Origin of the sequence: Curtobacterium caseinilyticum, assembly GCF_030363035.1 — a bacterium.
Taxonomy (GTDB): Bacteria; Actinomycetota; Actinomycetes; order Actinomycetales; family Microbacteriaceae; genus Curtobacterium; species Curtobacterium caseinilyticum.
Genome location: NZ_JAUCMN010000001.1, coordinates 514,237 through 535,992, shown reverse-complemented (window position 1 = coordinate 535,992; position 21,756 = coordinate 514,237). Strand labels below are relative to the sequence as shown.

Sequence of the window (21,756 nt, the reverse complement as noted above, 5' to 3'; positions counted from 1 at the left end):
GCCCGCGGGCGGTCCCCGTGGCCGCCCGCAGGCCCGGTTGTGTCAGGCTGGCGGGGTGACCCGTGCCGTGCAGCTCATCCGCTCCGACCGACTCAGCGACGTCGCCGAGTACGCGTACGCCGCGACCGCTCCGGCCGACGCCCGACTCGTGTTCCTCGCCGGCGCCTGCCCGCTCGACGAGCAGGGCCGCACAGTCGCTGTCGGCGACCACCGCGGCCAGGCGGTCCGGTGCATGGCGAACCTCGAGACCGCCCTCGCCGCGGCGGGTGCCGAACTCGCCGACCTCGTGCACACCCGCGTGCTCGTCGCCTCCTCGGAGCAGGCCGACCTCGTCACCGTGTGGGAGGTCGTGCGAACTGCGATGGGGGACCACGACGTCCCGAGCACCCTGATGGGCGTCACCGTCCTCGGCTACGACGACCAGCTCGTCGAGGTCGAGGGCGTCGCCGCGGTCCGGGACTGACCCCGGTGGATCCGCGGCCCCCGCACCGGCAGTGGCGGTCCCTCGGCCTCGTCGCGCTCGGCGGCGCGGTCGGCACCGGCGTCCGTGCTGCGCTCGCCAGTGCGCTGCCCGCGGTCGACGGCGTCAGCTGGACGATCCTCGGGATCAACGTCGTCGGGGCGTTCTGCCTCGGTCTGCTGCTCGAGGCGCTCGCCCACCGCGGCCCGGACGTCGGTCGTCGCCGGGCCGCGCGCCTGTTCGTCGGCACGGGCGTGCTCGGCGGCTCCACGACGTACTCGACGCTCGCCGACGACACCGCGAAGCTGCTCGACGCCGCGCGCTGGGGTGCCGGGACCGGGTACGCGCTGCTGTCGGTCCTGCTCGGACTGGCCGCGGTCGCCGCCGGCACGTGGGTCGCCGGTCGGGTGCGTCCGCGGCGTACGGGGGCGTCGTCGTGACGCCGGTCGAACTCCTCCTGGTCTCCCTCGGCGGCGGCGCCGGCGCGGCGCTCCGCTGCTGGTTGGACGGCGTCGTCAAGGCCAGGGTCGGTCGGTTCCCGCTCGGGACGTTCGTCATCAACGTGTCGGGCTCGCTCGTGCTCGGGTTCCTCACCGGGCTCGGCGAGACCGGGGCACTCGGTCCCTCGACGGTCGCCGTGCTCGGCACGGGCATGATGGGCGGGTACACGACGTTCTCGACGGCGAGTGTCGAGACCGTCCAGCTGTTCCGGTCCGGGAGACCCCGGGCTGCCGTGCTGAACGGGCTCGGGATGCTCGTCGTCTCGGTCGGCGCAGCCGCGCTCGGCCTGTACACCGGAAGGAACACATGACCTCGGAACGCCCCGGCGAACTCGTCCTCGTCCGCCACGGAGAGACGGAGTGGTCGAAGAGCGGCCAGCACACCGGCCGCACCGACATCCCGCTCACCGAGAACGGCATCGAGCAGGCGAAGCGCGCCGGCCGGTACCTCGCCGACCGGACGTTCGCGCTCGCGCTGTCCAGCCCGCTGCAGCGCGCGCGGGACACGGCGGAGCTCGTGGGCGTCGACCCGGAGCTCGACGAGGACCTGTACGAGTGGGACTACGGCGCGTACGAGGGCCTGACCACCCCGCAGATCAAGGTGCAGCGCCACGGCCCGTGGGACCTCTGGACCGACGGCGTGCCGGCGGGGGACACCCCGGGCGAGAGCGCCGCCGAGGTGCGTGTGCGCGTCGAACGCGTGCTGAACCGCGTCCGGCCGGTCCTCGCCGAGGGCGACGACGCCATCGTGGTCGCCCACGGGCACGTCCTCCGCGCGCTCGGCGCCGCCTGGATCCGGCTCGCCCCGCAGGACGGTGCCGTGCTGAAGCTCGGCACGGCGACGGTGAGCTCGCTCGGCTACGAGCACGGCCGCCCGGTCATCGACTCCTGGAACGTCGCGCCGCGCGACTGACCCGCCAGCCCGGAACCAGGTTCCGGACACGACACCGCGCTTCTTCCCGGTGCTGTGTCCGGAACCAGGTTCCGGGCACGGGCACGGCAGCGGGCGTCACGCCCCACGAGCGCCCCGGCTCAGACGGTGCGGATCGCGCTCGTCGCGCCGAGCGCCCGCCCGCGCCGACGCTCGACCCCGCGACCGACCACGAGCAGCGCCACGCTGACGAGGGCACCGAGCAGCGTCTGCGCGACGCGGTCCACCGCAAGCAGCTCCGGGGCCTCGGGCACGCTCAGCCACGACACCGCCAGCGCGAGCGGCGTGAGGAACAGCAGCGTCACGGCGTAGTGCCGCGCGACGAAGATCTCCGCGAAGAACTGGCCGACCACGGCGATCACCACGATCCACCACGCCGAGGGCTCGAGCAGCAGGATCCCCACGGCGATCACCGTCCCGCCGATGGTGCCCACGAACCGCTGCACCGCTCGGACGACCGTGTGTCGCTGGCGGATCGCCGGCAGGGTCGAGACCACGGCGATGACCGCCCAGTACGGGTGCCCGAGCCACGGGATCGTCTCGGCGACCGCGCCGGCGACGAGCGCCCCGACGACGTTCAGGCCGACCGTCTCCCAGAGCGCCGACCTCCGCAGCACGGCCAGGGAGCGGTGCTTGCGCTGCGCGATCGGGCGGAACACGTGCGGCGCGTGCGGGTGCAGCACGAGCCGGATCACCGCTCCGGACATCGCGACGAGCCACGCCCACACCACCGAGCCGACGATGATCGTCGCGACCAGGGGCAGGTCGGTGGCCCGCACGGGCACCAGGGCAGAGACGCAGAACGCGAACACCGGGAAGATCGGCTGGGCGGGGATGGTCTGCAGCGCGCTCAGGGTGCAGACCGCGACGACGAGGACCACCACGAGTCCGACGCCCTGCAGCCAGAGCGGCGCGCCGGACAGCGACACCGCGATCCCGGCAGCCATGCACGCGGCCTGCAGCGCCCCGGCGACACCGGTCGTCACCATCCGCTGCCGGTAGGGCTCGGTCGCCCCGAAGATCGCGGTGAACCCGGCGAACATCGCGAAGGCCGCGTACCCGGGCATCCCGAGGGCGATGAGCAGGGCGAGCGGCGCACCGCCGGCGATCGCGGCGCGGGCTGCGCCCTCGAGGTTGGTGGTCCGGGTCGAGTGTGCAGGCGTCGTCATGTCGGCTCCATCCTCCCACCGCGACAGGTGTCGCCGACGTGACCGACCGTCGGACGGGAGGCGCGTGGCGGGCCCGCACCGCGCCTCCCGTCCGTCGCGCACCCCGTCGGAGCACTCGACCCGCGTTGGTATACCAACCTGCTAGACTCACCGGACCGAGCCGCGGGAGCGGCGCATCGACGTCAACGAGGAAGGGTCGTACCCGATGGGAAAGACGCTCGCCGAGAAGGTGTGGGACGACCACGTCGTGGTCAAGGGTGAGGACGGGAACCCGGACCTCCTCTACATCGACCTCCACCTCGTGCACGAGGTCACGAGCCCGCAGGCGTTCGACGGCCTCCGCCAGGCCGGCCGCCCGGTCCGCCGCCTCGACCTGACCATCGCGACCGAGGACCACAACACCCCGACCCTCGCGATCGACCGGCCCATCGCGGACCCGACCAGCCGCACCCAGATCGAGACGCTGCGCCGCAACTGCGCGGAGTTCGGCGTCCGCCTGCACTCGCTGGGCGACAAGGAGCAGGGCATCGTCCACGTGGTCGGTCCGCAGCTGGGCCTGACCATGCCCGGCGTCACCGTCGTGTGCGGCGACTCGCACACCTCCACCCACGGCGCCTTCGGCGCGATGGCGTTCGGCATCGGCACGTCCGAGGTCGAGCACGTCCTCGCGACGCAGACCCTGCCGCTGAAGCCCTTCAAGACGATGGCGATCACGGTCGAGGGCACCCTGCGTCCCGGCGTCACGGCGAAGGACATCATCCTCGCCGTCATCGCGAAGATCGGCACCGGTGGCGGCCAGGGCTACGTGCTCGAGTACCGCGGATCGGCGATCCGCTCCCTCTCGATGGAGGGACGCATGACGATCTGCAACATGTCGATCGAGGCCGGTGCCCGCGCCGGCATGGTCGCCCCCGACCAGACCACCTACGACTACGTGCAGGGCCGCGACCACGCCCCGACCGGCCAGGACTGGGACGACGCCGTCGCGTACTGGGACACCCTGTCGACCGACGACGACGCGGTCTTCGACGCCGAGGTGTTCATCGACGCCGACGAGCTCGAGCCGTTCGTCACCTGGGGCACCAACCCGGGCCAGGGTGTCTCGCTGTCCGAGTCCGTCCCGTCGCCGTCGGACTACACGGACCCGAACGACCAGGCAGCAGCCCAGCGCGCGCTCGAGTACATGGACCTGGCAGCGGGCACCCCGATGAAGGACATCGCGGTCGACGCGGTCTTCATGGGCTCGTGCACGAACTCGCGCATCGAGGACCTCCGGGCCTTCGCTTCGGTGATCCAGGGCCGTCAGAAGGCCGAGGGCGTCCGGGTCATGGTCGTGCCGGGGTCCGCCCGGGTCCGGCTCGAGGCCGAGGCCGAGGGGCTCGACAAGGTGTTCACCGACTTCGGCGCCGAGTGGCGGTTCGCCGGCTGCTCGATGTGCCTCGGCATGAACCCCGACCAGCTCGCCCCGGGGGAGCGCTGCGCGAGCACCTCGAACCGCAACTTCGAGGGCCGCCAGGGCAAGGGCGGCCGGACGCACCTGGTCTCCCCGCTCGTCGCCGCCGCCACCGCGGTCCGCGGCACCCTGTCGAGCCCGTGGGACCTGGAGACCGACGATGCGATCGCAACGGTGACGGACGACGCCGCCGCGACGGCCGCGACCGCTGAAGGAGCCAATTGATGGACAAGATCACCACCGTCACGGGGATCGCCGCGCCGCTCAAGCGCTCGAACGTGGACACCGACCAGATCATCCCCGCGGTCTACCTCAAGCGCGTGACGAAGACCGGCTTCGAGGACGCCCTGTTCGCCGGGTGGCGGCAGGACCCGGACTTCGTGCTCAACCAGCCCGTCTACCAGGGCGCCCAGGTGCTCGTCGCCGGTCCGGACTTCGGCACCGGGTCGAGCCGTGAGCACGCCGTCTGGGCACTCCGCGACTTCGGGTTCCAGGTCGTGGTCTCACCCCGTTTCGCGGACATCTTCAAGGGCAACGCGGGCAAGCAGGGCCTGGTCACGGCGATCGTGACCGAACCGGAAGTCGAGCGGCTGTGGGCCGAGATCGCGACGAACCCGGGCATCGAGGCGACGGTCGACCTGGTGACACAGCGCGTGTCGCTCGGCGCGGTGGACGTGCCCTTCGAGATCGACGCCTACACTCGTTGGCGGTTGATGGAAGGGCTCGACGACATCGGGCTCACCCTCCGTGACGAGACCGCGATCACGGAGTTCGAATCCCGCCGCTCCCGATGGCGGCCGAAGACATTGCCGGTGAAGTAGTGAACTCCCTCGTACAGGACGCAGCAGCAGCAGGGGCCCGTGTCGGCCTCAAGTCGGACGAGATCGTCATCCGGGGCGGCAAGCCGCTCGTGGGACGCATCGAGGTCCGCGGCGCGAAGAACCTCGCCACGAAGGCGATGGTCGCGTCGCTGCTCGGCGACACCCCGTCGATCCTCAAGGACGTCCCGGACATCTCCGACGTCAAGGTCGTCCGCGGCCTGCTCGAGGTGCACGGCGTGCGGATCACGGACCCGGCACGAGGCGAGCTCATCCTCGACCCGGCGAACGTCGAGTCGGCGCACTTCGCCGAGATCGACGCGCACGCGGGCTCGAGCCGCATCCCGATCCTGTTCTGCGGCCCGCTGCTGCACAAGCTCGGCGAGGCCTTCATCCCCGACCTCGGCGGCTGCCGCATCGGCGACCGTCCGATCGACTTCCACCTCGACGCCCTCCGTGCGATGGGCGCCGTCGTCGACAAGCAGCTCAACGGCATCCACCTGACGGCGCCGAACGGGCTCAAGGGCGCGAAGATCGAGCTGCCGTACCCGAGCGTGGGCGCCACCGAGCAGGTCCTGCTCTCCTCGGTCCTCGCCGAGGGCGTCACCGAGCTCCGCAACGCGGCGATCGAGCCCGAGATCATGGACCTCATCGCCATCCTGCAGAAGATGGGCGCGATCGTCACGGTCGAGCCGAGCCGCACGATCTTCATCGAGGGCGTCGAGTCGCTCCGCGGCTACACCCACCGGGCGATCAACGACCGCAACGAGGCCGCGAGCTGGGCCTCCGCGGCACTGGCGACGAACGGCGACATCTTCGTCGAGGGCGCGGACCAGCAGGACCTGATGACGTTCCTCAACGTCTTCCGCAAGGTCGGCGGCGGGTTCGACATCCAGGAGGACGGCATCCGCTTCTACCGGGAGCGCGAGACGCTGCGCCCGGTCGTCGTCGAGACCGACGTCCACCCCGGGTTCATGACCGACTGGCAGCAGCCGCTCGTGGTCGCGCTGACGCAGGCCGAGGGCACGAGCATCGTGCACGAGACCGTCTACGAGAACCGCTTCGGCTTCACCGACGCCCTCAACGAGATGGGTGCCGACATCGTCGTGCACAAGGAGGGACTGCCCGGGCACGACCGTCGCGTCGCCCGCCGGCCGTTCGAGCAGGCCGCCGTCATCACCGGTCCGACGACGCTGCACGCCGCGAACGTGCGGGTCCCCGACCTGCGCGGCGGCTTCAGCCACCTCATCGCGGCGCTGACCGCCGAGGGCGAGTCGCACATCACGAACGTCGGCATCATCAGCCGCGGCTACGAGCACTTCATCCCGAAGCTCCGCAAGCTCGGCGCCGACTTCGACTTCGCGGGCTAGGCGCGTGTCGGGCTCGCCTCGTCACCCGGACCCGTCGTCGGACCGGCCCGGTGACGGCCTGGAGGCGCGGCGTGCGTCCGCCGCGCAGGTCACCACGGGACTGCCCACACCGGGGCGCCGGTGGCGCCGCGGGGAGCTGAACCCCGCGTTCCGCATCACCGCGTCGGTCGTCATCCCGATCTTCCGGTTCTCCGCCCGGTACCACTGGCACGGACCGAAGCGGCTGCCCGAGGACGGCGCGTTCGTGCTCGCGCCCAACCACTTCACGAACATCGACCCGCTGGTGGTGGGCACGGCCGTGTGGCTGTCACGCCGGGCGCCGCGGTTCCTCGCCAAGGCGTCGATCTTCAAGGTGCCGGTCGTGGGCAAGCTCATGACGGGCATGGGGCAGATCCCGGTCGAACGGTCCGGACGCACTCGGATGAGCGACCCGCTCGGCGGCGGTCGATCGCTCGTCGAGCAGGGCGGCGCGATCATCGTCTACCCGGAGGGCACGCTCACCCGCGACCCCGACCTGTGGCCGATGCGCGGCAAGACCGGTGCGGTGCGGATCGCGCTCGAGAACGACGTGCCGATCATCCCGATGGCCCACTGGGGCACGCAGCGGATCATGGCGCGCTACTCGAAGAAGCTCCGGCTCTTCCCGCCCTCGCGCGTCGACGTCATCGTCGGCGACCCCGTCGACCTGTCGGCGTACCGCGGACGTCCGCTCGACCAGAAGATGCTGCTCGAGGCGACGGAGATCGTGATGCAGCGGATCACCGAGCTGCTCGAGGAACTGCGCGGCGAGCCGGCTCCGGCGACCCGCTGGGACCCGGCGGCCAACAACCAGAAGGAGACGGGCCGCTTTGAGTGAGCACGCCCCGGGTCTGCGCCCCCACGACGACCACCCGGACCGTGTCGTCGCCGCGCCCGGCGCGGTGGACACCGCCGCCATCCGCGTGGTGATGCAGTCCACCGACAAGCCGCGGGTCGCCGTGATCGGCGCCGGCAGCTGGGGGACCACGTTCGCGAAGGTCCTCGCCGAGGGCGGCGCCACCACGGTGCTCTGGGCACGCCGCCCCGAGGTCGCGCGCGAGATCACCGAGACGAAGCGGAACTCGGAGTACCTGCCCGGTATCAACCTGCCGCGCACGCTCACGGCCTCGACCTCGCTGTCTGCCGTGCTCGACGGCGCGGAGCAGGTGTACGTCTCGGTGCCGTCGCAGTCGCTCCGGTCGAACCTGTCCGCGATCGCCCCGCTGCTGCCGGAGGGCGTCCCCGTCGTCAGCCTGATGAAGGGTGTCGAGAAGGCCACGGGCCTGCGGATGAGCGAGGTCCTGCACGAGGGGCTCGGCATCGACCGCGACCGGATCGCCGTCGCGAGCGGCCCGAACCTGGCGCTCGAGATCGCCCGGCGGCAGCCGACCGCCGCCGTGGTCTCGTCGACGTCGATCGACACCGCCACGGCGGTCGCGGCGGTCGCGACGAACCCCTACTTCCGGTCGTTCACGAACACCGACGTCATCGGGACCGAGTTCGGCGGCGTGCTCAAGAACCTCATCGCGGTCGCCATCGGCATCGTCGACGGTGTCGGGTACGGCGAGAACACGAAGGCCTCGATCATCACCCGTGGCCTGGCCGAGATGACCGACTTCGCGGTCTCCCTCGGTGCGCAGCCGTCGACGTTGTCCGGGCTCGCCGGCCTCGGTGACCTCATCGCGACGTGCCAGTCGCCGCTCTCGCGGAACAACACCGCCGGACGGCTGCTCGGTCAGGGGTACCGCTTCGACGAGGTCGTGCGGCAGATGAACCAGACCGCCGAGGGCCTGGCGTCCGTCGCACCGATCCTGGAGCTCGCGTCGGCGAACGGCGTCGACATGCCCATCGTGGGTCAGGTCGCCGAGGTCCTCGCCGGTAGGCTCGATCCGCGCAACATCGCGCCGCACCTCACCGAGACCGACGAGCCCCAGGGCGAGTGACCGGTCCGCTCCCGACCTCCGAGGGGACTCCCATGCCCACGATCGCTCCTGCCCCCACGACCGTCGCCGTGCTGTTCGGTGGACGGTCCAGTGAGCACGAGATCAGCTGCGTGACGGCCGGCGGCATCATGGACGTCGTCGACCGGTCGGCCTACGCCGTCGTGCCGATCGGCATCACGAAGGAGGGCGCGTTCACACTGCAGGCGGACGACCCCGCGCAGTGGGCGCTGCGCGACGGGGCACTGCCCGTCGTGCCGGACAACGGTACCCGTGTGGCGTTCCCGACGTCGCCCGCGACGAACGAGCTCGTCGTCTCGCACCCGGACGGCTCGGTCGAGACGATCGCTGTCGACGTGGTGTTCCCGATCCTGCACGGCCCGTTCGGCGAGGACGGCACGGTGCAGGGCATGCTCGAGGTCGCCGGGCTGCCCTACGTCGGCGACGGCGTCCTGGCGAGTGCGCTGGCGATGGACAAGCACACTGCGAAGGCCGTGCTCGAGCACGCCGGACTGCGGGTCGCCCCCTGGACGACCGTCCTCCGTCGGCAGTGGACCGCCGACCCCGACGCCGTCGCGGAGTCCGTCGCGGTGCACGGCTGGCCGCTCTTCGTGAAGCCGGCCCGGGCCGGGTCGAGCATGGGCGTCTCGCGGGTCGACGAGCCGTCGCAGCTCGCTGCCGCCATGGAGCTGGCGTTCGAGCACGACGCGAAGGTGATCGTCGAGCCGCGCGTGGTCGGCCGCGAGGTCGAGGTCGCGGTGCTCGAGGGCCGCGACGGCGTGCCGCGCACGAGCCTGCCGGGCGAGATCGTCGTCGCCGAGGACGGCTTCTACGACTTCGCGTCGAAGTACCTGGGCGGTGACGAGGCACTCCTCTGCCCCGCACCCCTGACCGACGACGAGACCGAGGCGATCCGCTCGGTGGGCGCCCGTGCCTTCGAGGCGATCGGCGGCGCCGGTCTGGCGCGCGTCGACTGCTTCCTGACGGACGACGGCTTCGTCGTGAACGAGGTCAACACCATGCCGGGGTTCACCCCGCTGTCGATGTACCCGCGCTGCTGGGCGGCCTCGGGCGTCTCCTACGGCGAGCTCGTCACGGAGCTCATCGAGCTGGGGCGCACCGCGGTCCGCTGACGCGCGTGGGCCGCTGCGCGTGCGGGGCGGCCTGCCCGAGGCTCGGTCTGAGCGACACTCCTCGCGCTCCGGCGCCCGAGACCTGTCGCTGTTCCCGAGTCTCGGCGGTGCCCAACCGAGTCTCGGCAGGGCGTCGTGGCGTCAGCCCTGGACGTCCGAGGGGTCGAGGCACTCGTGTCCGTCCTTCGGCAGGATCGAGACCACGTCGGACAGGTCCTGCACGACCTGGTTCGTGGTCTTCGTCGAGTCGATGACGACCTGCACCGCGGGGGAGCGGCCGAAGGTCGTGTAGACGACCTGCTCGCCGCGGTCGTCGCGGATCCAGTCGACGCCGCCCTGGCTGAAGCACGGCAGGTCGGAGACCGTCGGGACCGCGACCCCGCAGTGGTACAGCGCCGCGGCCGGGTCGCCCCACGCGGCGGTCGACTGCGCGTTCGTGTTCCGCAACGGCAGGTCGTTCCCGACGGTCGCGGGGAGCCGGACCTGCACGGCGGCACACGCGGCGGAGTCCGCCGAGGGCGCGGAGGCCATCGACACGGCGTTCGTGCACCCGGTCAGGCCGGTGGCGAGTGCCACGGCGACGCCCGCGATCGCGGTCCAGCGGAGGGGTCGGCGCGCGGTGTCCATCGCGGTCCAGGCTACCGTTGCGGGCGTGGACGAGATGGACGACGCCTGGGCAGGACCGACCGTGGGACAGGTGGGGGAGCTCGCCGTCCTCGACCGGATCGTCCGCCGGCTGCCCGCGGGCGCGCCGGTGCTCGGCCCCGGTGACGACTGCGCGGTGGTCGCGGCGCCTGACGGCCGGTTCGTCGTCACGACGGACATGATGGTGCACGGACCGGACTTCCGCTGGGCGTGGTCCTCACCCGCGGACGTCGGGTGGAAGGCCGCCGCGACGAACCTGTCCGACGTCGCAGCGATGGGTGCGACGCCGAGCGGCCTCGTGATCGCCCTCGCCGCGCCGCAGGACACGCCGGTCGCGGTGCTCGAGTCCTTCGCCGACGGAGTGCGGCAGGCGGTGGACGCCCTGTCGCCCGGCTGCGGGGTCGTCGGCGGCGACCTGTCGACCTCGGCCACCTTCACGGTCTCGGTGACGGCGTTCGGCGACCTCGGCGGACGAGGTCCGGTGCTGCGCTCCGGTGCCCACGTCGGGGACGTGCTCGCGGTGTCCGGCGAACTCGGGCGGGCGGCGCGTGGCCTCGCCCGGCTGTTCCGCGACGGCGTCGACGAGCACCGGGAGCCGTCGCGGGCCGTGACCGTGGCCAGTGGCGCCGACGCGGACCCGGACGTCGACCGGCAGCGCCGCCCGGTCCCGCCGATCGCTGACGGTGTGCACGCGGCCGCGGCGGGTGCGACGGCGATGCTCGACCTGTCCGACGGCCTGGCGATCGACGCCGGTCGACTCGCCCGCGCCAGCGGGGTGTCGCTCGCGCTCGACCCGCTGCCCGAGCTCGACGCGGTCGCGCTGCACGGCGGCGAGGACCACGGCCTGCTGGCGACCTTCCCGCCGCACGTCGCGCTGCCCGGGGGCTTCCGGCGGCTCGGCCTCGTCGTCGCCCGCGGCGACGCTGACCTGGTCCGCGACGGCGAGCCGGTCCCGACGACCGGGTGGGACCCGTACGCCGACTGGGACGGTGCCGCGGGCTGACCGCCGGAGCCGCACCGGGCCTCCCGGCCGTCGGCTGCGGGCTCGAGCCGCCCTGCGGGAGCACGCACGCCGTCTGCGACGTTCCACGCGTCGATCGACGTGCGCCGTGTCGCACGATGCACCTGCATCGACTCCGGGCGCATGTCCCGACGTTCCGCGTGTCGATCGACGCGCGCGGTGTCGCGCGAGCCGCGCGCGCCGGCACCCACAGCCGCACCGGGTCAGGCAGGCGTGACGGCCTCCCACGCCACGGTCTCGCCGTAGCTGCGCTTGCTGAACGGCTCGAGCCCGGCCGGCCACGTCGGTTCGGGGGAGCGCTTGCTCCGTTCGACCACCACCACGGCGCCGGCGGTCAACCGCGGCACGAGCGCCTCGAGCACGTCGGCGATCTCCTGCTCGGCGACGTCGTACGGCGGGTCGATGAAGACCAGGTCGAAGGTGCGCACCGTGCTCCGCAGGTACCCGAGCGCCGGCTGCGGCTGCACGTCGATCCGGACGCCGGGCACCCGCTGCTGCACCGCCTTCGCGTTCGCCCGGCACGCCTGCGCCGCGGCGGACGCCCGGTCGACGAGCACGACCTCCGCGGCCCCGCGCGACGCCGCCTCGAGCCCGAGTGCTCCCGTCCCGGCGTAGAGGTCCGCGACCGAGGTGCCCTCCACGAGCCCGCGTGCGCCGAGCGACGAGAACAGGGCTTCCCGCACGCGGTCGCTCGTCGGCCGGGTGCCGGACTTCGGCACCCGGAGCGTCGTGGAACCGGCGGCGCCGGCGATGATGCGGGTCATGCAGCCACCGTAGCGGCGTGCGCGGCCCCCACCGGTCGCTCCGGTCCAGCGGGTCCGTGCGGTCGGTGCCGGTCCGCGCGGTCTCCACAGGGCGGCCGGGAGGCGCTGTGCGCGTCGGACGCGCCCGGTACCGTGGTCGCGTGGTCACCTCCGACACCTCCGACACCGCGGTACCGACGGTGCCGCCGGACCTCGGTCCCGCGCCCCTCGACGCCCGGCTCGGGGGCGTGCTCGGCGGGCGGACCGCGAAGGCGATCGAGAAGGCCTTCGGCTACCGCACGGTCGGCGAGTTCCTCGAGCACGCCCCCCGCCGGTACGCGGAGCGCGGGGCCCTGACGGCGCTCGACTCGCTCGCGATCGGCGAGTCCGTGACCATTGTCGCCGAGGTGATCGACGTGCGCGAGCGGACCATGCGCGCCAGGCGCGGTTCGATCCTCGAGGCGAAGATCGGCGATGGCAAGGGCCTCCTGACGCTCACGTTCTTCAACCAGGGGTGGCGCACGAAGGACCTGGTGCCCGGCGCGCGCGGCATCTTCGCCGGCAAGGTCAGCGACTACCGGGGCGCGCGGCAGCTCGCCCACCCCGACTACGAGCTCTTCGAGCGCGACGACCCCCGCGCGACCGCCGACCCCGAGGACGAGGAGGCGATCCGGTGGTCGCGGCAGCCGATCCCGATCTACCCGGCGACGGCCTCGCTCACCTCGTGGCAGATCGCGAAGGCGATCGCCGTCGTCCTCGACACGTTGCCCGACCTGCCGGACCCGATCCCGGCACAGGCGCGGACGCGGCTCGGGCTCGTGCCGTTCCGTCGCGCGCTCGAGCTCCTGCACCGCCCGGAGAAGGTCGCCGACTTCAAGCGCGCCCAGGACGCCCTGCGCTACCGCGAGGCGTTCGTGCTGCAGACGGCGCTCGTGCAGCGGCGGATCGCGGCCCGGGCGACCGCGGCCACCCGGCGGACGGCGTCCCCCGGCGGGATCCTCGAGCGCTTCGACGCCTCGCTGCCGTTCACGCTGACCGACGACCAGCGGGCCGTGGGCGGCGAGATCGCGCACGACCTGGCAGGGGAGTGGCCGATGCACCGGCTCGTGCAGGGCGAGGTCGGGTCCGGCAAGACCCTCGTCGCGATCCGGGCGATGCTCACGGTGGCGGAGTCCGGCGGGCAGTCGGCGCTCATCGCCCCGACCGAGGTGCTCGCCGCGCAGCACCTCCGCTCGATCGTGAAGTTCCTCGGGCCCGACCTGGCGGCAGAGCTCCGACCGGTCATCCTCACCGGGTCCCAGTCGACCGACGAGCGACGCCGGGCCCTGCTCGCCGCGGCGTCCGGCAGCTCGCGGCTCGTCGTCGGCACGCACGCCCTGCTGGGCGACCGCGTCGACTTCGCCGAGCTCGGCCTGGTCGTCGTCGACGAGCAGCACCGCTTCGGCGTCGAGCAGCGCGAGGCCCTGCGCACCAAGGGCGCGACCCCGCCGCACGTGCTCGTGCTCACGGCGACGCCGATCCCGCGCACCGTCGCGATGACGGTGTTCGGCGACCTCGACGTGTCGACGATCACCGGGCTGCCGTCGGGCCGCGCGGGCGTCGAGACCTTCGCGGTCGGCCTCGCCGAGCACCCCGGGTGGGAGGGCCGCATCTGGAGCCGGATGGCCGAGGAGCTCGCCGCGGGGCGCCAGGCGTTCGTGGTCTGCCCGGCGATCGACGACGCCCACGCCGAGGACGACGGCGGCCCTGCCCCGGACGCCGACCCGACGGCCGAGGGCGCGGAGGCACCGCGGCGTGCTCCGGCCACGGTCCTCGCCACGGCGGAGCGGATGCGTGCGATGCCGGTGCTCGACGGGCGCCGCATCGAGGTCCTGCACGGCCGCATGGCGGCAGAGGACAAGGACCGCGTGATGACCGCCTTCGCCGCGGGGGAGGTCGACGTCCTCGTCGCGACGACCGTGATCGAGGTGGGTGTCGACGTGCCCAACGCGTCGATGATGGCGGTCCTCGACGCCGACCGGTTCGGCGTCTCGCAGCTGCACCAGCTCCGCGGTCGCATCGGCCGTGGGCGGTACGCCGGCGTGTGCCTGCTCGTCACCACGGCCGAGGCCGAGACCACCGCACGCGAGCGCGTCGACGCCGTGGCGGCGTCCGACGACGGCTTCGAGCTGGCGCGTGTCGACCTGGAGCTCCGGCGCGAGGGCGACGTCCTCGGCGAGCGGCAGTCGGGTGGGCGCTCCTCGCTCAACCTCCTCCGGGTGGTCGAGCACGCCGACCTGATCGTCGACGCCCGGGGCGAGGCCGAGCGGGTCCTCGAGCCCGACCCCGAGCTCCGGGACCACCCCGCCCTGCGCGAGGCCCTGGCGCGTCGGCTCGACGAGTCCGACGCGGCCTTCCTCGGGAAGAACTGACCCGGCCGCGGCACGGACGGACACGCCCTCGGCACAACCGACACCGGTCTCGACACGGACTGACACCGGGCCGCCGGTATCGTCGCGGGCATGGCACAGATCGCGGTCGTCCCCGGTTCCTTCGACCCCGTGACCCTCGGGCACCTCGACGTGATCGGCCGCGCCGCCCGGTTGTTCGACGAGGTGCACGTGCTCGTGGTGCACAACCCCGACAAGCAGCCGGCGATGTTCACCGCCGCCGACCGGGTGCGGCTGATCGAGCGATCCCTGGCCGAGGTCGGCGTGGCGGACACCGTGCGCGTCGGTGAGTGGACGTCCGGGCTGCTCGTCGACTACTGCCGCCAGGTCGGCGCCGGCGTGCTCGTCAAGGGCGTGCGCTCCGGCGAGGACGTCGCCTACGAGACCCCGATGGCGATCATGAACCGGCACCTCGCGGACGTCGAGACCGTGTTCCTGCTCCCCGACGCGTCGCGCGCACACGTGTCGAGTTCGCTCGTCCGCCAGGTCGCGACGCTCGGCGGCGACGTCACCCCGTACGTGCCCGGCGTGGTCGCGGACGCGCTGGCGGAGCACCTCGGGCGCTGACACGCCGCGATCCGGGCGTCCTCGACGTCCGTCGCGGATCGCGGTAGACTCGTCGATCGTGTCTTCCCCCGTGAACAGCCCCTACGCCCTGCGCGTGCGTGACCTCGCGCACCGTCCGGGCGAGATGCGCGAGCACTCGCTCGACATCGAGGTGCCGGACGCGATGGGCGCCGGCGTGATCGCCGTGCGCGCGGGCGCTGCGATGCACCTGGACCTCAAGCTCGAGGGGCTGCACGAGGGTGTCCTCGTCTCCGGCCACGCCTCGGCCGAGGCCACGGGCGAGTGCTCGCGGTGCCTCATCGACATCAGCGAACCGGTCGAGGTCGATTTCGCCGAGTTGTTCGCGTACGATGTCTCGGAGGATTTCGACTTCTTCGTTCGCGATGACCACGTGGACTGCGAACCGGTCGTTCGAGATGCGGTGGTGCTGTCGCTGCCGTTCCAGCCGGTCTGCCGACCGGACTGCCCAGGACTCGACCCGGTGACGGGTGAGCGACTGGCCGACCTCGACGAGCACCCCGTGCACGAGGTCCTGGACCCGCGCTGGGCCGCGTTGACCGGCTTCCAGGGCACCGAGTCCGACGACAGCAGCACCACCCAGAGCCCCGAGGGCGACGGCCGCACGGCCTGACGCACCTCGACCCTGACCACCGACCAACCGAAAGAGAACCACCATGGCCGTTCCCAAGCGCAAGCAGTCCCGTGCGAACACGCACGCCCGTCGATCGCAGTGGAAGGCCGCGCCGGTCCAGCTCGTGAAGACGATCGAGAACGGCAAGGTCACCTACAGCCTCCCGCACCGCGCGAAGGTCGTCGAGGACTCGGCCGGCACCGCCCTGTACATGGAGTACAAGGGCCGCAAGGTCGCCGACGTCTGATCGGACACCGCACATGACAGCGACGTCCGGCGCCGCGGGGTCCCGCCCCGTGGGGTCGGACGTCGTTCGTCTGCAGGGCATCCTCGGCGTCGACCTCGACCCCGAGCTGCTCCAGCTCGCCCTGACCCACCGCTCGTACGCGTACGAGCACGGCGGGATCAAGCACAACGAGCGCCTCGAGTTCCTCGGGGACTCCATCCTCGGCCAGGCCGTGACCGTGAAGCTCTTCCGGTCCTTCCCCGACCTCGACGAGGGCGAGCTCGCCAAGCGGCGCGCCAGCCTCGTCTCGACGGTCGCCCTCGCCGAGATCGCCCGCATGATCGGCCTCGGCTCCTACCTGCGCCTGGGCAAGGGCGAGGAACAGACCGGCGGCCGCGACAAGGCATCGATCCTCGCCGACACCGTCGAGGCCGTGATCGGTGCGACCTACCTGTCCGCGGGCCCCGACGACGCCACTGCGCTCGTGCTGCGTCTGGTCGAGCCGCTGCTGGTCGACCCGGACCGCTTCGGCGCCGCGATGGACCCGAAGACGAGCCTGCAGGAGCTCGCCGCGAGCCTGTCCCTCGGCAACCCCGCGTACCGGGTCACCGAAGAGGGTCCTGACCACGACAAGACGTTCCACGCCACGGTCGTGCTGCAGGGCGAGGACGTCTCGACCGGCTCGGGCTCGAGCAAGAAGACCGCCGAGATGGCCGCCGCGCTCGAGGCGTGGACGCGGCTGTCCGGCCGGGCGGCCTGACCGCGTGCCCGAACTCCCCGAGGTCGAGGTCGTCCGCGCCGGCCTCGAACCCGCCGTCAGCGGCGCGCGGGTGCGGCACGTCGAGGTCGTCGACGACCGGGCCCTGACCCGGCACGACGGTCCGGCGGAGGACTTCGTCGAACGACTGACCGGTCGCACGATCGCGGCCGCCGTCCGCCGCGGCAAGTTCATGTGGTTCCCCCTCGTCCCCGAGCGCGTGGGGGACCGACCCGAAGCACTCGTGACCCACCTCGGCATGAGCGGGCAGGTCCTGCTCGGCCGCGGGCGCGAGGTCGCGAAGCACCGGCGCATCCTCATCGACGTGCAGCCAGCCGGCACCGACCGCGACGGCACGCCGGAGGAACCGGTCGAGCTCGAGTTCGTCGACCAGCGCACGTTCGGATCGATGGCGATCGACACGATGGTGCCGACGGTCGACGGCGCCCCCGCGGGCTCGGCCGGCGCGGTCGACGAACGGGACCCGGACGCCGCCTGGCGCCGCAGCATCCCGACGCAGGTGTCGCACATCGCCAGGGACCCGCTCGACCCGGCGTTCGACGACGACCGCTTCGTGGCGATGGCCCGGAAGCGCTCGAGCGGCATCAAGCGCGTCCTGCTCGACCAGGGCGTGGTGAGCGGCATCGGCAACATCTACGCGGACGAGTCGCTGTGGGCCGCGAAGCTGCACTTCGACCGTCCCGCGGAGCGCCTGCCCCGGGCGGACGTGCACCGGCTGCTCGCCGAGGTCCGCAGCGTGCTCGCACGCGCGCTCGAGGACGGCGGCACGAGCTTCGACGCGCAGTACGTCAACGTGAACGGACAGTCGGGGTACTTCTCGCAGCGCCTCGCCGTGTACGGGCAGCAGGGTCAGCCGTGCCCCCGGTGCGGCACCGAGATCGTCCGCGAGGCCTTCATGAACCGGTCGAGCCACCGCTGCCCCGTGTGCCAGCCCGCCCCGCGGCAGCGCAGGCGTTAGCCTGACGCGCAACCGAGCAGCCGGAGTCCCGCCATGTACTTGAAGAGCCTGACCATCAAGGGGTTCAAGTCCTTCGCGCAGCCGACGACGTTCGCGTTCGAGCCCGGGGTCACCTGCATCGTCGGCCCGAACGGGTCCGGCAAGTCGAACGTCGTCGACGCGCTCGCCTGGGTGATGGGGGAGCAGGGCGCGAAGACCCTCCGCGGCGGCAAGATGGAGGACGTCATCTTCGCCGGCACCTCGACCCGGGGACCGCTCGGTCGTGCGCAGGTGCTCCTGACGATCGACAACACCGACGGCCTGCTGCCGATCGAGTACTCCGAGGTGACCATCTCGCGCACGCTCTTCCGCAACGGCGGCAGCGAGTACGCGATCAACGGGGAGAACTGCCGACTGCTCGACGTGCAGGAGCTCCTGAGCGACACCGGCCTCGGACGCGAGATGCACGTCATCGTCGGGCAGGGGCAGCTCGACAAGGTGCTGCACGCCACGCCGGAGGACCGTCGCGGCTTCATCGAGGAGGCCGCCGGCATCCTCAAGCACCGACGCCGCAAGGAGAAGACGCTCCGCAAGCTCGACGCGATGCAGACCAACCTGACCCGCTTGTCCGACCTGGCCGGGGAGATCCGGCGGCAGCTCAAGCCGCTCGGCCGGCAGGCCGAGGTCGCGCGGAAGGCGCAGTCCGTCGCCGCCGTCGCCCGTGACGCCAAGGCCCGCATCCTCGCCGACGACGTCGTCCGGCTGCGCCGCGAGCTGCACGAGCACCAGGAGGTCGAGGCCGGCCGGAAGTCCGAGCGGATCGTCCTGCAGGAGCGCCTCGACCAGACCCGTGCCCGCCAGCAGCAGGTCGAGCAGAGCATGGTCGGCGACGACGTCGACCGTGCGCGGACGGTGGTGCACCGGCTCGAGAGCGTGCAGGAGCGCCTGCGTGGGCTGTCGAGCCTGGCGAACCAACGCCTGATGTTCCTCGCGCAGCAGGCCGATGCCCCGCAGCAGGGGCCGACGATCACACCCGAGCGGGTGCAGGGCGTCCGTGCCGAGGCCGAGCGGCTCGACGCCCGCGCCGCGGAGATGGCCGCGCGGTCCGGTGCCGCAGCCGCTGCCGTGCAGCAGGCCCGGGCCCGGCTCGACGCCCTCGACGAGCAGATCGCGGCGCAGGCGGCGCTCGTCTCGCAGCACGACCTCGAGGCCCAGCGCCTCGGCGGCGCCGTGGACGTCGCGCGGTCGCGGCGCGGTTCCGTCGTGGCCGACCGTGACCGCCGAGCACGCTCCCTGGCCGAGGCCGAGGAACGCGCCGCCCGAGCCGCCGCAGCGCTCGAGGCGGTCGGCGTCGACCCCGCCGAGGGCGTGGACGTGGACGCCCTCGCGGCGGCGCACGACGCTGCACGCGAGGCGCTCGAGACCGCGCAGACCGAGCGGGACGCCCTGCGCGACCGCCTGCACGGGCTCGAACGCGAGCGGGACGCCCTCGACGCCCGGGTCGCCGCCCTCGGCATGTCGATCGACGTCCGCGACGGCTCGCAGGCCGTCATCGACGCACGGCGCGACGGCGTGCTCGGCCGCCTCGCCGACGCGCTGACCGTCGAGCCCGGGTTCGAGGGCTCGATCGCCGCGGCGCTCGACGGGCTCGCCGACGCGGTCCTCGCCGCCGACCGCGGCACCGCCCTCGACACGATCGCGCACGCGCGCGACGCCGACCTCGGCCGCGTCGACGTCGTCGTCGCGGACGCGACCGTCGACGGCCCCGCACTGCCCGGCACGCTGCCGGCCGGCGTCCGGCCGGCGCTCGACCTGGTGCAGGGCCCGGCAGCACTGACGACGGTGCTGCGGACCACGCTGGTGGCGGTGGACGACGACGTCGACCTGGAGGCCGTGCTCGCCGCCGCCCCGCAGGCGACGGTCGTGACGCGCTCCGGTGACCTCGTCCGCACGGTCCGTGTCACCGGCGGCGGTGCCCGCACGGTGTCGCGCATCGAACTCGTGGCCGAGCGGGACGACGCGCAGGGCCGTCGCGACGTGGTCGCGACCGACGCGGCGGACGCGGCCACGAGCCTCCAGGCCGCGCGCACCGCCGTCGACGACGCACGCCGCCGGGCGGAGGAGGCCGACCGCGCGCACCGCGCGTACACGGCGGCGAAGGCGGAGTACGACCGGTCGAGTGCGTCGACCCGGGCGAAGGCGGAGAACGCCGCGGCCGAGGTCGAGCGGCTCCGTGGCGCCCTCGCCGAGACCGACGGCGCCGTCGAGGCGGCCGACCGAGCCGTGGCCGAAGCCGAAGCCGCCCAGCGGGCCTTCGCCGAGCAGCCGCGGCCCGTCGTCGACGCGTCGGAGCGCCCCGCCCTGCAGGACGCGCTCGATGCGGCTCGGGCCGACGAGATCGAGCAACGGATCCAGGTCGAGACCGTCCGGGAGCGCGCCCGTTCCGAACGGAACCGCGCCGCCGGACTGCAGCGGCAGCTCGAGGCCGAGCGGGCCGCGGCCGAGGAAGCCGCGCGGCTCGCCGTGATCCGCCGCGGGCAGATCGCCGTCGCCGAGGGCGTGCTGGCCGACCTGCCCGGTGTGCTCGGCGCGGTCGACCGCTCGCTCGCCGAGGCCCGCGTGCGGCTCGCGACCGAGGAGTCGGAGCGCACCAAGCGCAACACCGAGCTCCAGGTGATCCGGAACGAGGAGCGCGAGCTCCGCGACCGGCTCCAGACCGTCACCGACGGGGTGCACTCGCTCGAGATGGAGATCTACGAGAAGCGGCTCCACGTGTCCGGCGTGCTCGACCGGGCGCAGAGCGAGCTCGGCCTCGGCGAGGCCGTGCTCGTCGCCGAGTACGGGCCGGACGTGCCGGTGCCGGTGGACGTGCTCGTCGATCCGCGGGTGCTCGCGCGGCGCCACCGCGAGGCCGAGCGGGAACGCGCGGCGGCAGTGGCGGCCGCGGAACCCGCAGCAGCCGACGCCGGAGCGGCCGTTGTCGGAGCGGCCGATGTCGTCGCCGGAGCGGCTGGCGCCGACACCGCGGCCGCCGGGTCCGGGGACGCCGACGACGCCGACTTCCCCGCACTCGTGGACGCCGAGTCGACGCTGCCTGGTGGCCCCGCGCTGCCCGAGTTCGACGCCACCGACGAGGTCGACCCGGCCGACGTCGAGACGGTGCCGTACGTCCGTGCCGAGCAGGAGCAGCGGCTCGCGGCGGCGGAGCGGGACCTCGGTCGACTCGGCAAGGTGAACCCGCTCGCGCTCGAGGAGTTCCAGGCGCTCGAGCAACGGCACGCGTTCCTCGCCGAGCAGCTCGACGACCTGCAGAAGACGCGCACGGACCTCCTCACGATCATCGAGGAGCTCGACACGAAGATGCAGACGATCTTCGAGGCCGCCTACAACGACACGAAGGCCGCGTTCGACGTCATCTTCCCGATCCTGTTCCCGGGTGGCACCGGGTCGATCACGCTGACGAACCCCGACGACATGCTCGCGACGGGGCTCGACGTGCAGGTGAAGCCCGCCGGCAAGAAGATCGACCGCCTCACCCTGCTGTCCGGCGGGGAGCGGTCGCTCGCCGCGGTGGCGCTCCTCGTGGCGATCTTCACGGCGCGCCCGTCGCCGTTCTACATCATGGACGAGGTCGAGGCGGCGCTCGACGACGCGAACCTCGGCCGGCTGCTGACCGTGTTCGAGCGGCTGCGCGAGTCCTCGCAGCTCATCGTCATCACGCACCAGAAGCGCACGATGGAGATCGCCGACGCGCTCTACGGCGTCTCGATGCGGCAGGACGGCGTGTCCGCGGTGGTGGGGCAGCGCGTGCAGCGGCGCGAGCCCGCCGACGCGGTCGCGTAGCCGCGCCCGCGCCGCGCTGGCGCGCGTCGCGCCCGCGGCCGCACGGCGAGACTCGGCCCGGCGGACACCTTCGCGATCGGAACGACGCGAAACCGTCCGCGGGAGCGAGTCTCGGGGTGCGCGCCGAGACGGACGGGAGGCGCG

The 21,756-nt window shown here is 72.9% G+C and carries 21 protein-coding genes; 18 read left to right on the top strand and 3 right to left on the bottom strand.

Annotated features, from left to right (window positions below; all coding sequences use genetic code 11):
• Positions 1-55 precede the first annotated feature (55 nt).
• Genes QUG93_RS02435 through QUG93_RS02420 form a run of 4 tightly spaced genes read left to right on the top strand, consistent with a single transcriptional unit; the run spans position 56 to position 1,873 of the window.
• Positions 56-463: a RidA family protein gene (locus QUG93_RS02435; RefSeq protein ID WP_289472008.1), complete on the top strand. Its 408-nt coding sequence runs from the start codon at positions 56-58 to the stop codon at positions 461-463.
• 5 nt (positions 464-468) lie between these two features.
• Positions 469-900: a fluoride efflux transporter FluC gene (locus tag QUG93_RS02430; protein ID WP_289472007.1), complete on the top strand. Its 432-nt coding sequence runs from the start codon at positions 469-471 to the stop codon at positions 898-900.
• Positions 897-1,271 (top strand): fluoride efflux transporter CrcB, encoded by a 375-nt coding sequence (crcB, locus tag QUG93_RS02425; protein ID WP_289472006.1) that lies wholly within the window; start codon positions 897-899, stop codon positions 1,269-1,271. Before QUG93_RS02430 ends, crcB begins: the two co-directional genes overlap by 4 nt.
• On the top strand, positions 1,268-1,873 hold the full coding sequence (locus QUG93_RS02420) for a histidine phosphatase family protein (RefSeq protein ID WP_289472005.1): 606 nt from the start codon (positions 1,268-1,270) through the stop codon (positions 1,871-1,873). The genes crcB and QUG93_RS02420 overlap by 4 nt, the downstream gene beginning before the upstream one ends.
• A gap of 119 nt (positions 1,874-1,992) precedes the next feature.
• Here QUG93_RS02420 and QUG93_RS02415 read toward each other — a convergent pair whose 3' ends face one another.
• Positions 1,993-3,060, bottom strand: a complete 1,068-nt coding sequence (locus QUG93_RS02415; RefSeq protein WP_289472004.1) for an FUSC family protein — start codon at positions 3,058-3,060, stop codon at positions 1,993-1,995.
• Positions 3,061-3,265: 205 nt separating this feature from the next.
• On the opposite strand from QUG93_RS02415, the gene leuC reads away from it, so the two are divergent.
• From leuC to QUG93_RS02385, 6 genes are all read left to right on the top strand, one after another.
• Positions 3,266-4,738, top strand: a complete 1,473-nt coding sequence (leuC, locus tag QUG93_RS02410) for a 3-isopropylmalate dehydratase large subunit (RefSeq protein ID WP_289472003.1) — start codon at positions 3,266-3,268, stop codon at positions 4,736-4,738.
• Positions 4,738-5,334, top strand: a complete 597-nt coding sequence (gene leuD, locus QUG93_RS02405) for a 3-isopropylmalate dehydratase small subunit (protein ID WP_289472002.1) — start codon at positions 4,738-4,740, stop codon at positions 5,332-5,334. The genes leuC and leuD overlap by 1 nt, the downstream gene beginning before the upstream one ends.
• Entirely contained in the window at positions 5,334-6,701 is a 1,368-nt protein-coding gene (gene murA, locus QUG93_RS02400; RefSeq protein ID WP_289472001.1) for a UDP-N-acetylglucosamine 1-carboxyvinyltransferase, read from the top strand. Before leuD ends, murA begins: the two co-directional genes overlap by 1 nt.
• A 4-nt stretch (positions 6,702-6,705) precedes the next feature.
• Positions 6,706-7,557 (top strand): lysophospholipid acyltransferase family protein, encoded by an 852-nt coding sequence (locus QUG93_RS02395; RefSeq protein WP_289472000.1) that lies wholly within the window; start codon positions 6,706-6,708, stop codon positions 7,555-7,557.
• Positions 7,558-7,648: 91 nt separating this feature from the next.
• Positions 7,649-8,662, top strand: coding sequence for an NAD(P)H-dependent glycerol-3-phosphate dehydrogenase (locus QUG93_RS02390; RefSeq protein ID WP_289472066.1), 1,014 nt, complete (start codon positions 7,649-7,651; stop codon positions 8,660-8,662).
• 32 nt (positions 8,663-8,694) lie between these two features.
• The gene (locus QUG93_RS02385) at positions 8,695-9,792 is read left to right on the top strand and encodes a D-alanine--D-alanine ligase family protein (RefSeq protein WP_289471999.1); all 1,098 of its coding nucleotides are present in this window, start codon (positions 8,695-8,697) and stop codon (positions 9,790-9,792) included.
• 141 nt (positions 9,793-9,933) lie between these two features.
• Here QUG93_RS02385 and QUG93_RS02380 read toward each other — a convergent pair whose 3' ends face one another.
• Positions 9,934-10,419 carry a DUF3515 family protein gene (locus QUG93_RS02380; RefSeq protein WP_289471998.1) on the bottom strand — a complete coding sequence of 162 codons (486 nt, stop codon included), beginning with the start codon at positions 10,417-10,419 and terminating at the stop codon, positions 9,934-9,936.
• Between the two features lie 34 nt (positions 10,420-10,453).
• On the opposite strand from QUG93_RS02380, the gene thiL reads away from it, so the two are divergent.
• Positions 10,454-11,440 carry a thiamine-phosphate kinase gene (gene thiL / locus QUG93_RS02375; protein WP_289472065.1) on the top strand — a complete coding sequence of 329 codons (987 nt, stop codon included), beginning with the start codon at positions 10,454-10,456 and terminating at the stop codon, positions 11,438-11,440.
• 221 nt (positions 11,441-11,661) lie between these two features.
• Here thiL and QUG93_RS02370 read toward each other — a convergent pair whose 3' ends face one another.
• Positions 11,662-12,222 (bottom strand): RsmD family RNA methyltransferase, encoded by a 561-nt coding sequence (locus tag QUG93_RS02370; protein WP_289471997.1) that lies wholly within the window; start codon positions 12,220-12,222, stop codon positions 11,662-11,664.
• Between the two features lie 179 nt (positions 12,223-12,401).
• On the opposite strand from QUG93_RS02370, the gene QUG93_RS02365 reads away from it, so the two are divergent.
• The 7 genes from QUG93_RS02365 (at position 12,402) to QUG93_RS02335 (ending at position 21,612) form a co-directional block, all read left to right on the top strand.
• Positions 12,402-14,612 carry an ATP-dependent DNA helicase RecG gene (locus tag QUG93_RS02365; RefSeq protein ID WP_289472064.1) on the top strand — a complete coding sequence of 737 codons (2,211 nt, stop codon included), beginning with the start codon at positions 12,402-12,404 and terminating at the stop codon, positions 14,610-14,612.
• 90 nt (positions 14,613-14,702) lie between these two features.
• The gene (coaD, locus tag QUG93_RS02360) at positions 14,703-15,197 is read left to right on the top strand and encodes a pantetheine-phosphate adenylyltransferase (protein ID WP_289471996.1); all 495 of its coding nucleotides are present in this window, start codon (positions 14,703-14,705) and stop codon (positions 15,195-15,197) included.
• A gap of 58 nt (positions 15,198-15,255) precedes the next feature.
• Positions 15,256-15,828, top strand: a complete 573-nt coding sequence (locus QUG93_RS02355) for a YceD family protein (protein WP_353067751.1) — start codon at positions 15,256-15,258, stop codon at positions 15,826-15,828.
• A 43-nt stretch (positions 15,829-15,871) separates the two neighbouring features.
• Positions 15,872-16,075 carry a 50S ribosomal protein L32 gene (rpmF, locus tag QUG93_RS02350; protein ID WP_058728177.1) on the top strand — a complete coding sequence of 68 codons (204 nt, stop codon included), beginning with the start codon at positions 15,872-15,874 and terminating at the stop codon, positions 16,073-16,075.
• 13 nt (positions 16,076-16,088) lie between these two features.
• A complete protein-coding gene (gene rnc / locus QUG93_RS02345) occupies positions 16,089-16,814 on the top strand; it encodes a ribonuclease III (RefSeq protein WP_289471995.1) in 726 nt (241 codons plus the stop codon).
• A gap of 4 nt (positions 16,815-16,818) precedes the next feature.
• Positions 16,819-17,790: a bifunctional DNA-formamidopyrimidine glycosylase/DNA-(apurinic or apyrimidinic site) lyase gene (gene mutM, locus QUG93_RS02340; RefSeq protein WP_289471994.1), complete on the top strand. Its 972-nt coding sequence runs from the start codon at positions 16,819-16,821 to the stop codon at positions 17,788-17,790.
• Positions 17,791-17,823: 33 nt separating this feature from the next.
• Positions 17,824-21,612: a chromosome segregation SMC family protein gene (locus tag QUG93_RS02335; RefSeq protein WP_289471993.1), complete on the top strand. Its 3,789-nt coding sequence runs from the start codon at positions 17,824-17,826 to the stop codon at positions 21,610-21,612.
• Positions 21,613-21,756 lie beyond the last annotated feature (144 nt).